This window comes from Lichenihabitans psoromatis (assembly GCF_004323635.1).
Lineage (GTDB): Bacteria > Pseudomonadota > Alphaproteobacteria > Rhizobiales > Beijerinckiaceae > Lichenihabitans > Lichenihabitans psoromatis.
Genome location: NZ_CP036515.1, coordinates 2632893 through 2648223, shown reverse-complemented (window position 1 = coordinate 2648223; position 15331 = coordinate 2632893). Strand labels below are relative to the sequence as shown.

Annotated in this window: 9 protein-coding genes and 1 pseudogene; 7 read left to right on the top strand and 3 right to left on the bottom strand. The window is 63.6% G+C overall.

All coding sequences use genetic code 11. The features are described from left to right. Positions 1-111 precede the first annotated feature (111 nt). The 5 genes from EY713_RS12300 to EY713_RS12280 all read left to right on the top strand — a co-directional run bounded on the left by EY713_RS12300 (position 112) and on the right by EY713_RS12280 (position 10254). Complete coding sequence (locus tag EY713_RS12300) at positions 112-315, top strand: hypothetical protein (RefSeq protein WP_131115241.1); 204 nt, start codon at positions 112-114, stop codon at positions 313-315. Positions 316-445: 130 nt separating this feature from the next. Continuing rightward, positions 446-1339 (top strand): SctD/MshK family protein, encoded by an 894-nt coding sequence (locus tag EY713_RS12295; RefSeq protein WP_131115239.1) that lies wholly within the window; start codon positions 446-448, stop codon positions 1337-1339. Then, complete coding sequence (locus EY713_RS12290; RefSeq protein WP_131115237.1) at positions 1339-3291, top strand: flagellar biosynthesis protein FlhA; 1953 nt, start codon at positions 1339-1341, stop codon at positions 3289-3291. The genes EY713_RS12295 and EY713_RS12290 overlap by 1 nt, the downstream gene beginning before the upstream one ends. 55 nt (positions 3292-3346) lie before the next feature. Next, complete coding sequence (locus tag EY713_RS12285) at positions 3347-6556, top strand: type III effector HrpK domain-containing protein (RefSeq protein ID WP_131115235.1); 3210 nt, start codon at positions 3347-3349, stop codon at positions 6554-6556. Positions 6557-6609: 53 nt separating this feature from the next. Next, on the top strand, positions 6610-10254 hold the full coding sequence (locus EY713_RS12280; RefSeq protein WP_165491115.1) for a type III effector HrpK domain-containing protein: 3645 nt from the start codon (positions 6610-6612) through the stop codon (positions 10252-10254). Between the two features lie 52 nt (positions 10255-10306). Here EY713_RS12280 and EY713_RS12275 read toward each other — a convergent pair whose 3' ends face one another. Both EY713_RS12275 and EY713_RS12270 read right to left on the bottom strand, forming a co-directional pair. Then, positions 10307-10672, bottom strand: coding sequence for a hypothetical protein (locus tag EY713_RS12275; protein WP_131115231.1), 366 nt, complete (start codon positions 10670-10672; stop codon positions 10307-10309). Positions 10673-10779: 107 nt separating this feature from the next. Further along, complete coding sequence (locus EY713_RS12270; RefSeq protein ID WP_131119635.1) at positions 10780-12081, bottom strand: PQQ-dependent sugar dehydrogenase; 1302 nt, start codon at positions 12079-12081, stop codon at positions 10780-10782. Between the two features lie 221 nt (positions 12082-12302). Here EY713_RS12270 and EY713_RS12265 point away from each other — a divergent pair, with 221 nt between their 5' ends. After that, entirely contained in the window at positions 12303-13154 is an 852-nt protein-coding gene (locus EY713_RS12265; protein ID WP_131115229.1) for an amidohydrolase family protein, read from the top strand. A gap of 202 nt (positions 13155-13356) precedes the next feature. Next, a complete protein-coding gene (locus EY713_RS12260; RefSeq protein ID WP_131115228.1) occupies positions 13357-14310 on the top strand; it encodes a LysR family transcriptional regulator in 954 nt (317 codons plus the stop codon). A gap of 22 nt (positions 14311-14332) precedes the next feature. On the opposite strand, the pseudogene EY713_RS12255 reads toward EY713_RS12260, so the two are convergent. Then, positions 14333-15288 (bottom strand): annotated as a pseudogene (locus EY713_RS12255) (class II histone deacetylase). Positions 15289-15331 lie beyond the last annotated feature (43 nt).

Sequence of the window (15331 nt, the reverse complement as noted above, 5' to 3'; positions counted from 1 at the left end):
GAGGCGAGACGACCAAACGGTCGTTGAAGACGGATCGATCTCGAACGAGGCGCTCCGACACTGGCCTGAACGCGTTCGGGTCGATTACGAACCATCATCAGGAGAATCATCATGGCAGGCAGCAGCGTTGGCGGTAACGGCGCAACCGATAGCTCGGGCGCACTTCAGTCGGGTTCGACTTCGGTCGATGCCGAAATCCAGCAGATGAACGACGCGTTCGCTCTGGCGACCGAGACCAACATGAAGATCACGGTCGCCAAGACGATCGACGGCGCGGAAGAAACTGCCGCTCAGCAGCGCCCGAACATCGGCTGATTTCGTTGGGGCGCCGCCTCGCGCTTCGCGCGGGATGGCGCTCCACCGATCGACACCATCCGAGGGGCCGGCCAACCGGCCCCTCTCCCGTCGCGCGCTGGCGGCCGACTTGACCCAGAGGGATAACGCCATGGCTCCCCAAGCCTCCCCGTCCGCCGCCCTGCTGGTCGAAAGCGGCATCCATGGGACAGCGCGATCTGCGCTGTCCCATGGATGCACCCGGATCGGCGCATCCTCCGACAACGACATCGTCATCTCCGACCTGCCGCCGGGTGGAACCGCCTTTTTGCTGACCTGTGAGAACGGCCGAACCACCATCGAGGCGGCCAACGCGACCGTCGATCTCTCCGGCCGGAAAACGCTTCAGGCGGGTCGGTCCCAGCGTCTGCAGCCGGGCGCTCGGTTCAGCAGCGGCGGCGTATCGTTTCGGATGGACGGCAGCGCGCTCACGGTACCGGCGCGCCAAAGGGCCTCGCTTATGGCCACGCACTTTCCGGCATTTGTCATCGGCGTCCTGTGCACCGGCATGCTGAGCTTGGTGGCCTCTCTCAACGCCGCGCCGGCGCTTCATCCGGTCGATCGATCGATGGAGTCGACCGGCAGCATTCCCGCGGCTCGTCCCGTCATCCTGCCCGAGGTCTCGGCCGTGGTCGATGCCTTCCGCCAAAAGCTCGCAACGACCGGTCTCGAGGCCGTGACGCTCAAGGCCGAACCCGATGGCTCGATCGAAGCGCGCGGGCAGATAACGCCGCAACAGACCGGCGCATGGCATGAGGCCAGCCGTTGGTTCGACGGCGCGGCAGGCGGAGCAACCGTCTTGGTCGATCAGGTTTCGGTCGCCTCCGATCCGCCGCCGTTGACGGTGCAAGCCGTCTGGCCGGGTCGCAACCCCTATGTGATCGATGGCAGCGGCGGCAAGCTCTTCATCGGCGCAATCCTGCCGAGCGGTTGGGTGGTCAGCGCCATCGATGCGACGCGCGTCACGATCAAGCGCGGCGACCAGATCACCGCAGTGCGGTTCTGATGGCAATGCCAGCTTGGCTCAACGGCTTTCTGTCTCGCCTCGCAGCGCGTCAGGAACTCGCACTGGTCGCCCTGCTGGTGCTGACCATGGCCATGATGATCATGCCGGTGCCGACCGCAATGGCGGATGTGCTGATCGCGGCCAATATCGGGCTCTCGCTGCTGCTCATGATGGTGGCGATCCACATTACGGCGCCAGTCGAGTTCTCGACCCTTCCATCGATCATTCTCATCACGACCGCATTCCGTCTGTCGCTGTCGATCACAACAAGCCGGATGGTCCTCGTCCAGGGAGACGCGGGCGAGATCATCCGAACCTTCGGCGAGTTTCTGATCGCTGGCAATGTCGTGGTCGGGCTCGTGGTCTATCTCATCATCACGATCGTGCAATTCGTGGTCATCACCAAAGGCAGCGAGCGCGTCGCCGAGGTTGCGGCGCGCTTCACGCTCGACGCCCTGCCCGGCAAGCAGATCAGTATCGATACCGATCTGAAAAACGGCGATATCGATCAGAAGGATGCGCGTCAGCGGCGGCGAACGCTCGAGAAGGAAAGCCAACTGTACGGCGCCATGGATGGCGCGATGAAATTCGTCAAAGGCGACGCCATCGCCAGCCTCGTCATCATCGTGGTCAATCTGATCGGCGGCATGGCGATCGGTTGCCTGCAACGCGGCATGTCGTTTCCACAGGCTGTACAGACCTATTCGCTGCTGGCCGTGGGCGACGGACTGATCGCGCAGATCCCGGCGCTGCTGATCTCCTTGACGGCTGGCGTCATCGTGACCCGGGTAACGTCGGATTCGGGCAGCAATCTCGGGCGGGACATCATGTCCCAACTCACCGGACATCCGCGCACGCTGCAGATTTCGGCGCTTGTGCTCGCGGCCCTCGCGATGGTCCCGGGATTTCCGACTGCCGTCTTTCTCACCTTGGCCATCCTTCTCGGCGCTGCGGGGTGGGCACTGGCCGGCAGAGCGAAAACGCAAGCGCGAGAGTTCGAGGTGGCGCGAGGATCGGCCGAGCGGGCCGGCCCGGAAGCGGCGGCGCTCACGGTTCGGCTCGGCCCCGCGTGGCGGGCGTCCGGCGACGACCTGACGGAACGGCTCGATCTCGCCCGGCTCGATCTCGGTCGCGTGCTGGGCATCCGCGTGCCGCGTGTCACGGTCATGCTCGACGATACAGCGGCGGCAGCAACGTGGCGGCTGGAGGTCGATGGGCTGCCCTCGGGAGAAGGCGACTTCGCTCACCTCGAAGATCTGGTGCCAGCGGTTCGGGCGGCGCTCGGCCGCGTCGCCGGACAGTTCATCGGTATTCAGGAGAGCCAAGCGCTCCTGACGAGCCTCGAACCCGATTATGTCGACCTTGTCCGCGAGGCCACCAAAGCCGCGCCCCTGCCGCGTCTCGCCGAGGTGCTCCGGCGCCTGCTCGATGAGCAGGTCTCGATCGCCAATTTGCGGAGCTTGCTGGAAGCGGTGGCCGAATGGGGCCCGCGCGAAACCAACACGGCGGTTTTGGCCGAGCACGTCCGGATCGCGTTACGACGGCAGATCTGCTTTGCACTCGCCGGCCCCGATAAGGTGCTCCCGGTCGTGCTGCTCGAAGCGCAATTGGACGATGCGTGCCGCGCCGGCATTCAAGCGACCCCTGTCGGCCTGCAGCTCATTCTCGACCCGGCCGCGAGCGAGCGCTTGCTCACCGTGTTGCGACAGATGACGGCACAGCGTCCCCCGTCGCGCGCTCGACCGGCCATGCTGGTGTCAGCCGATCTCCGTCGCCACCTTCGCGCGCTGCTCCATCGCAGCGACGTCGATCTACCCGTGCTGACGCATGGCGAGCTCGCACCCGATTTCCGTCTCGACGTCGTCGGCACGATCCGCCACGCCCAGGTCATGGCGCCCTCTACGGCGCGGAGTGGTCGTGAGACCCCGCATCTTGTCGCGGTGAGCGGATGACGATGCAGCCTCGCCCATCCGCTTTCCCGACCCGTCACACCAGAAGGATCGAGTTATGACGACGATCATCAATGACGCGACATCGCGCGGGCGGCCGAATGGCGGATCGGGTAGCCAGGGTGATCTGCCACGCCTGTTCGAGGCCGCCTTGTCCGATCGATCGTCGGATCGATCCGACATAAGGATCGGTCTTGTTGAGCCGGTGCCGCTCCCGCGACCGAAGCTCCCGGCCCCGGCGGCGCCCATCGCGGGCTCGCCCCTCGATCAAGCCGAGCAACTCTCGGCCAATTGGGACACATGGGGCCTGCATCAGGGGGTCGATTTCGCTAACCCGCCTTCGACGCTGCCGCAAAACGCGCAAGACACGCTCAAATTCTTCGCGGCAAACCCCACGCTATTCTCGGCGATCGTGCAGGATGCCGGCGGCAAGCCGGGCGACGTGATGACCAAGTCGGCGCTCGACACGTTCATCTCGGATGCGAAGAGTGATGCCGCGACGGCTCTCAAAGCGATGCCGGCCGGAACGCCGACGACCGATACGTTGACCAACGTCAATGCGCTGCTGACCAATTGGCACGCTTGGGGCCTTCATTCGGTGACCCAGATGAACAATCCGCCGGCCGACCTGCCGGCCGATGCAAAAGCCACCCTCAGTTTCATTACCTCAAACCCATCGCTGATGTCGCAACTCGGCAATGGGACCGGCACCGGCGTGATCACGGAGGCAGATGTCGCCTCCTACCTCACCCAAGCCTCGGCCGACGCGTCGAGCGGTGCGCCTCCGGAGTTCGGACCGACCGACTCAATCGACACGCTGCTCGACGGATCGAAATATTCCACGGCCGATCAACTGAAGCTTTGGGACGGCCTCACCACCGGCCTGGATCCGACGACCGCCGCCCAAACCGAAAAGGAGCTGAACCGGCCACTCGCCGCAGCACAGCTCCTCTCGGATAATTGGAACCGCTGGGGACTGCACACCGACCATATCGACTTTGCCAATCCGCCCGATTCCGTGCCGCCTGAAGGCCGCGAGATCCTGCAATATATCGCCCAAAACCCGGCGCTCGAGACAGCCCTCGACGTGGGCAACTCGGGCGGCAGCAAGGCCGACGGGATCATCCAGCACGACGACGTCGATCGGTTTATCGCCGATGCCAAGGGCAGTGCGACGAACGCCAGCAACGCCTATGCGGATTACGTCAAGAAAAACCCCGACGCCGGTGACCTCTCGAAATCGATGGTGCGCTCGGCCGCGATCGTGTCGGCGAACCAGCAAATCATCCAGAACGCCGATCCATCCCATCTCAATGGTGCGACCGACGAGACGCGGAACGACGGGTTGGTGACATCCGCGGGCCTCGCCGCCCTCTCGGCAAACAATCCCGGCCTCTGCGCGTCCCTCGGCAGCGCCGCAAAGCTGTGGTCGCAGCCCGGCATGTTCAACCAGTTCGACATTTCTGGCGACGACCCGGCCATCAACCAGGCAGACGGCACGTTCGATGCGGGCAATATCCAGAATTGGATCAGCAAGTCGGCTCCGACGAACGATCAGCAGTTCACCGCGATCCTGAGCGATGCCGCCAACCGCAGCATGGTGGCGGGCGTCGACACATCCTCGCTGGGTCCGGATGTGTTCGCCAACCCGAGCAACTACACCGGCGCGCAGAAAGCCGCCGTGCTGCAGAAGCTGACCGATCTCGACACCAAGATCACGCTCGGGAACAAGGAGGATTATTGGGACGAACCCTTGATGGAGAACAAGGGCATCAACCCCAATATCGACAAGGTTCAGACCGATCTCGGCGAGCGGATCGCGCAGCTCTCGGCCGATCCCGACGTCCAAAAATTCATCTCGGACAACCAGACCACATCCCTTCAGACCATCGTCGACAGCGACCCTGACCTCAAGGGCGCGATGCAGACGTTCTACGACGGCAACCTGCAGAACGGCCAAGGGTTGACGGATGCCCTTGCGGCTAAAGGGAGTGACGGCAAGCCACTCTCGACAGAGAATGGCCTGCAGGCCTTTATCGGCGAAGCTGGGGTGTTCTCGAAGGCGCTCGGCACCGACGGCAAAGCGACCACGGGGCTCGACCTGCAGGCGATCGCGCAGAAGTCCGGTCAGCAGGACAAGCTGCAACAGGCCTACGAGACTGACATTCTGTCGGGCAAGGAATTGTCCGACTCGATCGCAAGCGGAACCGACATCGGTACGGCGGTCCGGCAATACACCTCGGATGCGGCGGCCTTCGGGAGCACGCTTCCGACGCAATATGTCGCCGACAATGCTGCGAAGCTGCAGCAGACCTTCTCCGATACGCTGACAACCTCCCTGTTCGGCAGCACCACGCAGACCGAGCTCAACACCGCCTTCGCCGATGCCTCCGGCAATCTCGATACGGCAAAATTGAATGACGTCATGACCCAGGTCGTGGCTCAGAATCCGGACGCCTTCAAGGATAGCGCCGGCAATGCGATTCCGCCCGACAAGATCGTCTCGGCCTTCGGTTCCGTTTTCAACGAGGTGCGGCAGGGCGCCAAATTGCAGGATGCACTCGCCAAACTCAGCGACACGAAAGCCACCGGCCCGCTCGCCGACGCCTACAACAAGGGACTGCTGCATGGTGTCAGCGCTCTCTTCTCCGCCGGAGCGCTCGCCGCCAAGGGTGTCGAGGGTGGCAGTTCACCCACCGTCCCAGCGGCGCTGATCGCAGGCAGCTTTCAGGTCATGGGCGGCTTGATGGAGGCCGGATCGAAATATGCGAAATCGACCGGAGCCCTGCCGAACATCCTCGATCCGGATGCTCTGAAAGTGATCGAAGGCGCCGGTAAGGCGATCGGCGGGGCCGGTGGCATCATCGCTGGCGCGCTCGGCATCTTCAGCGGTGTCCAATCCTTGAAGAACGGCGATCAAGTCGGCGGCGGCATCGGAATCGCCGGTGGCATCACGGGCACCTGGAGCGGTGTTCTCGGGCTGCTCGAAGGGGGGATCGCGCTCGGAGACACCTTCGGGATCGCGATCGGCGCCGATGCTGCCGCGCTGGCCGCGACCTCGGCGACGCTCGGCATCATCGGCGCCGGCGTCGGAATTCTCGGCTTGCTGGGGCTCGGCATCTACGCCTTGGTCGAGCAATCGAAACACACCTTCGCGTTCACCGACCAAACGGCGGCCGACCTGAACCAATGGGGCATCACCGGAGGTCCGGTGCAGCCTGGTGACACGACTCCCCTGCCCATGGTCGAACCAGGCACCGGACAATAGGCCCAATGATGTCCCCTCTCTTGCACAGTCGTCGAAGCGAAATGGAGCTCCTTATGTCGTCCATATCAACCATGTCGAACCCGAGCCACGCACCGATCGTCTCCGTGACGGACGATCAGCCAACCTCGACGCTGCTGACGATCGATAACGCGACGCCTCCGTCAAATTGCCTTGCGGCCGCAGCCTCGACCGCCCGGACCGATGCCGACGAAATCGTGTTTCTCGGACCCGTGGCTGAGACGGTTTCGGCTGGCCATGTGGTGCTTCGCGACCTGCGCAGCGGCGGCGTTCGCGAGCCGGATGCGGGCTTCGACGAGATCGAGACGCTATCGGTCGACGATTATGCCGAACGACATGGCTTGACGGTGCTCTGCGCCGTGCCGGCCGCCACCATCCATCGCTTGCTGGCGATGAATCCGTCGCAGCGGGCGGCGGCTCTTCCCCAGCTGGGCGCGCCGCTTGCGAGCCTTGGCCATTTTGCCTTCGGAGGCGTCGCCCCGGTCGGCGGCCAGGCGCAATCGAGCCCGTCGGTCGACGATAAGGACGTGCATTCTTGGCTGGATGCTCTCGGCAATTCGGTCACCGAAGACGACAAGAAAGGTCTCGCTCAGACCGGCGACGACGCGGCCACGCTGAAGAGCTGGTTCGACTCGCATAAACGGGGCGATCCAGCGATCAACACCATGCCGCAGAACGTCTCCGATGCCGAAAACCGGCTGTTCGCCAACGACGCGGTCGCCAAGCAGCTCACCGACAAAGGCGTCGTGACGCGCGACAAGATCGGCGATTTTCTGCACCGGCTCGACGATGCGGCAAAATCGGCCAAAAGCGACTTCGAGTCTTTTGAGAAGCACAGCACGAACCTCGACCCCTCCGCGACATCGCAGGCGGCGCTGACCTCGGTGCTTCAGGCCAACTTGCCCATTCTCGACGACGCGGGAAGCAGCAACGCGAAGGTCGACGGCAAGATCAACGCCGACGATCTGAAAGCGATCGAGTCGGACGATAAAGACTCGAAGGCGCCGGGCCTGCCGGATGTGCTGAAAAACGCGGCCATCCAATATAGTTTGGATCCGGGCAAGTTCAGCAGCTTGGCCAATGCGGGCGGCGCCAGCAAAGACGGCACGATCAGCAACAGCAACTTTGAAGCGCTGCTCTCAGGCCAGGTTGGCTTCTCGGCTCAGAACAGCCATGTTCACGACTGGCTGAACAGCCTCGGCGGAGCTGTATCGGACAGCGACAAGGCATCCCTGGCGCAAATCGGCGACGACGCCGCAACCTTGCAGAACTGGTTCGGCGCCCATGATCGCGGCGATCCCAAACTCAACGACATGCCCCAGAATGTGGCCGATGCCGAGAGCCGCCTCATGGCCAATGACGCCGTCGCGAAACGGCTGACGGTCGACGGCACGATCACGCGCGATGCGATCGGCGGCTTCGTGAGCGACCTCAACAAATCGGCGGATTCGGCGAAAAGCAGCTTTGCGGCCTTTAAGAAAGACGATCCGAAAGCCGATGCGATCGCCACCGAGAAAGCCGTGAACGGCTCGATCCTCGAGGCCAACATGCCGGTTCTCGATGCCGCCGGGAGCGGCGCCGCCAAGGTCGACAGCAAGTTCAACGCCGACGACTTGAAGGCCGTGGCCTCGGGCGACAGCGATTCCAAGCTGCCGGATGCGCTGAAACATGCGGCAGCCTTCTTTGGCAATGCAGGGGAATTCACCGCGCTCGGCAATGCGGGTCTCGACGCAAGCACTCTCAGCGACGGCACGATCCAGAACAGCAACCTCGACGCGCTGATCGGCAAGAGCGGCAGCAAAACCGAGGATGACAGCATCTCGAGCCTGAAAAGCGACGCGATGCAGCAGGCCGTGAAAGATGCGGGCGGCGACGCCAGCAAGCTGAACCCGGATTATTTCACGGGCGCATCGAGCAGCGCCAGCGGCGCCGATAAAGCAGCGGCGCTGATCCAGCTCAGCCAGACCATCGGTCGGTACAATGCGGGCGAGAACCAGTTCCAAACCGACAAGGGCCCCAACGTCCTCGACAGCCCCGATCAATATCACAACTACTATGATGGCCCGACGCCAGGCGAGACGCGCAGCGACTTCATCAAGGATGTTCAGAGCCGGATCGACACGCTCAGTAAAGACACGGACGTGCAATCCTTTATGACCGACAAGATGCCGGCCGCCTTGCAGGGCCTCGTTTCCAGCGATCCATCGCTGAAAGCCGCCATGCAGAAACAGTCGGATGCCGATTCGAGCACACAAGCGCTGCAGGATGCCTTCGCGCAGAAGGACAGCAACGGTAATCCGCTGAGCACCACAGCCGCGCTCGGCAGCTTTCTCGCTAAACCCAGCTTCTACGCACAAGCGCTCAACACGACGACTGATCTGTCAAAGGCCCTGGCGGCCGCTCCGCAGGACATCAAGGACAAGATCACGCAGGGCTATGACGACATCACCTCGGGCAAGCAGATCGATGACCTCATCGCATCCGGCACCCCTTCGGATAAGGCGATCATTCAGTCGGCCACCGACAAGACCGTTTACGACAGCGTCCTCGACGCGGACACGGTGCAGGCCGGAACCGACAAATTCAACGACAAGGCGACGTCGCTGGCGCGCGCCCAATTGACCGACGGCAAGTCCGGTGAGGACATGTTGAACGGTCTCGGCGTGAACGGTGTGGACGATCCGAAGCTTCAGCAGCTCATTCAAAACAACCTCGGCACCCTTGCGACAGCCGGCAAAGACCAGCCGCCCGCAGCCGAAATCATCGCGGCGATCCGGCAAATCAACGACGCGATGCGCAGCGGATTGAAGTTCGATGACGCGATGGCCAAGGTGCAGAAGGGATGGACACCCGTCGCCTCCTCGTCGACCACAACGCCCGCCTACAAGGCGGGCGTGTTCCACGGCGCGTCTGCGCTTTTGCTGGCTGGGGCCATGGGGGCACGGCTCGGAACCGGCGGCGGTTCCGATCTGCAGACCGCCAACCAGTCGCTCGGCGTGGCCGGTTTGCTGACCGAGGGGGGTGCCAAATATTATGGCACGACCCTCAAGGGCCTGCAGGATGTCGTGAAGAACGACGCGCCGAACCTGAAAAACCTGCAAGCCCTAAGTGAACTGCCGGGCTTCACGCCCGATCAGCAGGCCCAACTCGCCGAATATCAGGGGCGTGCCGACAACTTGAAGACGCTGACGACCGTCGGCAAAGATGCGGAAAACGTCGGAAAATCGATCGGCGGCGTTGCAGGCAATGCTCTCGGGCTCGCACTCGGCGCGATCGGGGCCAAGCAGGCGGCGGATGCAGGCGACATCGGCGGCGCGGCCGCGCAGGGCATTTTCGCCGGGCTGAATGGCATCAGTTCGATCGCCGGCATCGGCGAAGTCGCGACTTACGTCCTGCCGCGCGTCGGTGCTCTCGCCGCGACCGAATCCCTGGCGGCCCTCGGTGGTGTCTTTGGCGCGATCGGCGGAGTCGTCGGCGGCGTGGCGGCCATCGGCGGACTGATCTACGCCATCGTCAAGAGCATCCAGGCGGATGACAAGAAAGCCCAGCAGGAAGGCGATTGGTACAAGGAGCTGCAGGACGGCTTCAAGCCGTCGGGCATCACCGTACCGGATCTCGGAACGCTGATCGCGGCGCCGAACGGCTATGTTCCGGACTCACCCCCGCCGGTCACCTACTGATCGCAGGTCGGTCCGGGCCATCATGGCTCGTCTATTCAAGCTGTCGCGGCCGTCACATGCCGCGACGGCTCCGGTGCATCGCATCCGCGGCTTTCAGGGCGATCGCGAGAGCCTCTTCGTGGGCTCGGGCAATCTCCCGTTCGCGAATGTCCGGACCAGAACCCGCCCAAGCGGTTCGCATCGCCTGGGCATGTTTTTCACACGATGCCACGGATGCTCTCGCGATCTCGTGAGCCTCTGTGGCCGGCGTCGGGAACCGCATGGCGGCATAGAACGCGCATGATTTGTAAGCGGCTTCGAGCCCAGCCGCATCGGCGGCACGGGCGGCATCAGACAGTCCGGCCAGCATCATGGCGACCGCGACGGCCCAAGCGCCACGCTCGAGCCAGCGGATCGTCGATCGATCGTCCTGTCGCAATCGGTACCTCACTCGACGGTTCAGCATCGTGTCCGGCGCGACAGATGACGCAAGGCGGCGCGCTTGTGAAGTCATGCCTACGGAGCAGCGGCGCCGTCTGATCGCGATCAGGCGGCCGTCACACGCCAAATCACATCGCCCACGTCGTCAGCGACCAACAGGCAATTATCCGGTCCGATCGTGACGCCGACCGGGCGGCCGTAAGACACTTTTTCATCGGGCGCGAGAAAGCCGGAGAGGATGTCACGCGGGGGTTCGCCGGTCGGCTTGCCATCGGCAAATGGGACGAACACCACTTTGTAGCCGCTGAGCTTGCTGCGGTTCCAAGAGCCATGTTGGCCGATCACCATGCCGTCGCCGAAGCCGGGAAGGATACCGGCCGGAAGCCAGCAGAGGCCGAGCGAAGCCGTGTGACCGCCCAACGCATAATCCGGCGTGATTGCGGTTGCGACGGCGGCCGCGTCCTGCGGGACCCGGTCATCGACCGTCTTGCCCCAATAGCAATAGGGCCAGCCGTAGAAGCCCCCGTCCTTCACCGACGTGAGATAATCCGGCGGCGTTTCGTCGCCGAGGCCGTCGCGCTCGTTCACCGCCGTCCAGAGCGCGCCCGTTTCAGGCTGCCAAGCCAGGCCGACAGGGTTACGGAGCCCGGTGGCGAACATCCGGCTTTGTCCCGTCGCACGATCGAGTTCGTAGATGGCGGCTCTTCCTTCCTCGGCCACCAGACCCTCGTCGCCGATATTGCTGAGCGAGCCGACCCCGATATAAAGCCGCGTCCCATCCGGGCTCGCCAAGATGCTTCGTGTCCAATGGCCGCCCGACTTGAACGTCGTCAGCCTCCGCCCTGGCCCCGCGATACGGGTCTGCCCGTCCGCGTAGGGGAAGGCCATGACGCCGTCGGTATTGCCGACGTAGAGCGTGTCGTCCAACATCGCCATGCCGAACGGCTGGGCCTGATTGTCCAGGAAAACCTCGCGAGTTTCCGCCACGCCGTCACCATCCCGATCGCGCAACAATGTGATCCGGTTCGGGCTGGTCCCGACGGCGGCGGCCCGCTTCATCGTGCTATACATTGCGTAATCGAACGCGGTCTTGATTTTGCCGGCGTCGCCGAGAGCCTCGGACGCAAGCACATCGCCGTTCGGCAGCACGTGAATCCAACGCGGGTGCTTCAGCACCGGCGCAAAGGCATTGACCTTCAGCCCAGGCGCGGCGACCGGCACGTGGCCCGGCGCCCACCCCCGCGCGGTCGGCATCTTGAGGGTCGGAATACCCTGCGGCTTGGCGAGCGGGATCGCTGGTGCATGGCCGAGGGCCGGCACATCGACGCTCCCCTCCATGCGCCGGAGCAGGATCGCACCGGCGCCGATCAACGCGACAATCCGAGCAAAGATATCCGACAAACCCATCACGATGGTTTCCTCAAAGGCGCGACGACAGCGAACCGACACGACAGCGGTCCATCGATCGATCGCCGAAGCAATAGCCGAAAGGCTCCTGAACGCACGCGGTAAGTTCCACAATGGGCGTCACGATGGTTCGACATCGAAACGCTTCGGCAAGTGGAAACCACTGCACGAAATCAGCTAGTCTGGTTGAAGCGTCCGGCCTCCTACATCGATGGAACACCATGATCGACAGTCATCAGCACTTTTGGCGCCTGTCGCGCGGCGATTATGGGTGGATGGGCGCGCATGTCGCGCCGCTGTTGCGCGACTTCATGCCGGCCGATCTCGCGCCGTTGATGGCCGCGACCGGCATCACCCGCACGATCGTGGTGCAGGCGGCCGCAACCATGGCCGAAACCGACTTCCTGCTCGGCCTCGCACAAGAAACCGATTTCGTTGTGGGCGTGGTCGGGTGGCTCGACATGGACAGCGACGACTTCGCCGAACACTTGGCTCACTATGCCGGTCAGCCGAAATGGGTGGGCCTTCGACCCATGCTGCAGGATCATCCGGACGATGCCTTCATCCTGCGTCCGCTCGTCCTTCGCAATCTCGCACGTGTCGCGGAAGCCGGTGTCGCGTTCGACATCCTGAGTTTCACGCGGCACCTGCCGTCTATCTGCGAGGCGCTGACCCGCACACCGGGGCTGAAAGCCGTGGTGGATCACGTCTCGAAGCCTCAGATCGCGGCGGGCCTGCTCGATCCCTGGCGCGACCAACTCGCAGCCGTCGCAGCCTTCCCAAACGTTTCCTGCAAGCTGTCGGGCCTCGTGACCGAAGCCTCCCCCGGCGCTTGGACTCTCGATGAGCTTCGTCCCTACGTCGACCATGCAGTGGCCTGTTTCGGGCCGGACCGGCTCATGTTCGGCAGCGACTGGCCGGTCTGCACGTTGGCGGCAAGCTATACCGAGGTTGTCGAGGCGGCCCACGCCCTGCTGGCCCCCCACTTTGGGCCGGAGGATCTCGACAAAGTCTTTAAGACGAATGCCGAGCGGTTCTACCTCGGCCGGTCGGATGTTTTGGGCGGCGACTAGCCAATTTCGGTCGAATGCGCGGCAGCTGATCCGCCAGCCTCATTGCCGGTCGCTTTGGAATGCGACATCATTGCGACATGTCCTTTCCGGTTGTCGTGTTCAGCGAAAGTCTGCATAGGCTCGGGCGCCGGGTCTTGCATCCGTTCGGCATCCCCGATCGCCACGTCGATCAAGCGGTGATCCGGCTGCGCAGGGCCAAACCGTGAGCATCTCGCTTCGGCAGATCGCCTATGTCTGCGCGGTCGCCGATTGCGGATCCATTCAGGCAGCCTCCCGGCGGCTCCGCATTTCGGCGTCTTCGATCCTGGCGGCCATCGAAAGCGCGGAATTCAGCCTCGGCGCACGGATTTTCGACCGGCGCCGGTCGAGCGGCATCAAGACGACGCCGGGCGGCGAGCGTTTCGTCGCGGCCGGGCGCTCCCTGCTGGCCGCCGAGACCGACTTTCAGCGCAAAATCGGCGTGCTACAGTCGCAGACGCAATCCATCCGGATCGGTTGTTTCGAGCCCTTCGGCGCCCTCTTCATGACGGAGGGGATCGTTCGATTTCGGGACATCGTCGGGCGGACGGATGTCGCCTTGTTCGAAGGAGATCAAACCCAGCTTGCGGACTGGCTCGATCGCGGCATCGTCGATATCGTGATCTCCTACGATATCGGGCCAAAGTTCAACGCTCACATCACACCGATCTGCCGCGTGCCGGCGCATGTCATGCTGCCGACGGGACATCCCCTTGCGGAGGCCGAGAGCCTGTCGATCGACGACCTCGCGACCTATCCGCTGGTGCTGCTCGATCTGCCGTTGACGGTGAGCTATCTCCTGTCGCTCTACGATCTCCATGGAATCAAACCGACCGTGGGCTTTCGCTCACGTTCCTACGAGACGGTCCGAAGTGCGGTATCGGCGGGGTTCGGGCTCGCGATCCTCAACATGCGGCCGATCACCCGCAGCAATATGGATAATGCGAGCGTGGTACGGGTGCCGCTCAGCGATCCGCTCCCGGCTCCGACGCTGCAGATCGCCGATCTCTACGGCCCAATGAAACCCGTCCACATCAAAGCCCTGGTCGATGTGTTCGTTTCGTTGTTCCGGGACAGCGACCCGGCCCATTTTGCCGTGGTGACGCCAGAGCGGCGCCACCTCATCTTCGATGTCTAGCGCCGTGTGATGCGCCGCGCGTTCAGAGCCGGTCCAACAGCGCCTCAGCGCGGGTGATGGCGGCATCTTGATGCGGCAGCAGCTCCTGGCCAGGATAGTCACAGAAGCTGACCATGAAAGGATCATCGATCGGGGTCTTGATGCCGCTCATGGCCTCCATGACCGCAAGCCCGCAATAGGGCACATAGCTTGCCGAATAGCCGCCCTCATGCGACATCGCGAGGCGACCGTCACAGAGCGTTTGAGCAGCCTCCATCAGCCGGCCAGTCAACGCCCTATAGGCCTCGCTATGCAGCATCATGCGCCCGAGCGGATCGAGAGCCGAGGCGTCGAACCCTGAGCAGACCACGATCATCTCCGGCCGGAACCGCGCCAGGGCCGGCAGCACCACGCGGTCGAAGGCCGCAAAGTAGCCGCCCACGCCGGTGCCGGCCGGGAGTGGCACGTTGATGTTGAACCCCTCCCCCGGCCTCCGCCGCGTTCGACAAGGGTTCCCGAACCGAGCGGGAAAAGGCCGTCCTGGTGCAGCGAGATCACAAGGGTGTCGGGGTCGTCGTAGAAGGCCTGCTGCGTGCCGTTGCCGTGATGCACGTCCCAATCGATCACGGCGATGCGGCCGAGACCATGGCTGGCACGCGCCTTCATGATGGCGATCGGCACATTGCCAAAGAGACAGAAGCCGAGGCCGCGGTCGCGCTCGGCATGGTGGCCAGGTGGGCGAACCAGAGCGTAGCCGTTCGTTACCCTCCCGCTCGCGACGGCATCGAGCAAGGCCGTCGTTCCACCCACCGCGAGGCGGGCGATCTCAAAGCTACCCGGGCCGAAGGGGGTGAGATGGCTCGCATCGCCGCCCCGCGCGGCGCTCATGGCCTTGATGCGTTCGATGTAATCCCGACCATGGAACAAGGCGAGATCGTCCTCATCGATCGGCACGGACGCGACGGTGGTCAGGTGCTCCAACAGACCCGACACCTCCATGAGGTTGCGAAACCGCCGTTTGGTCGACGCGTTCTCGGCATGA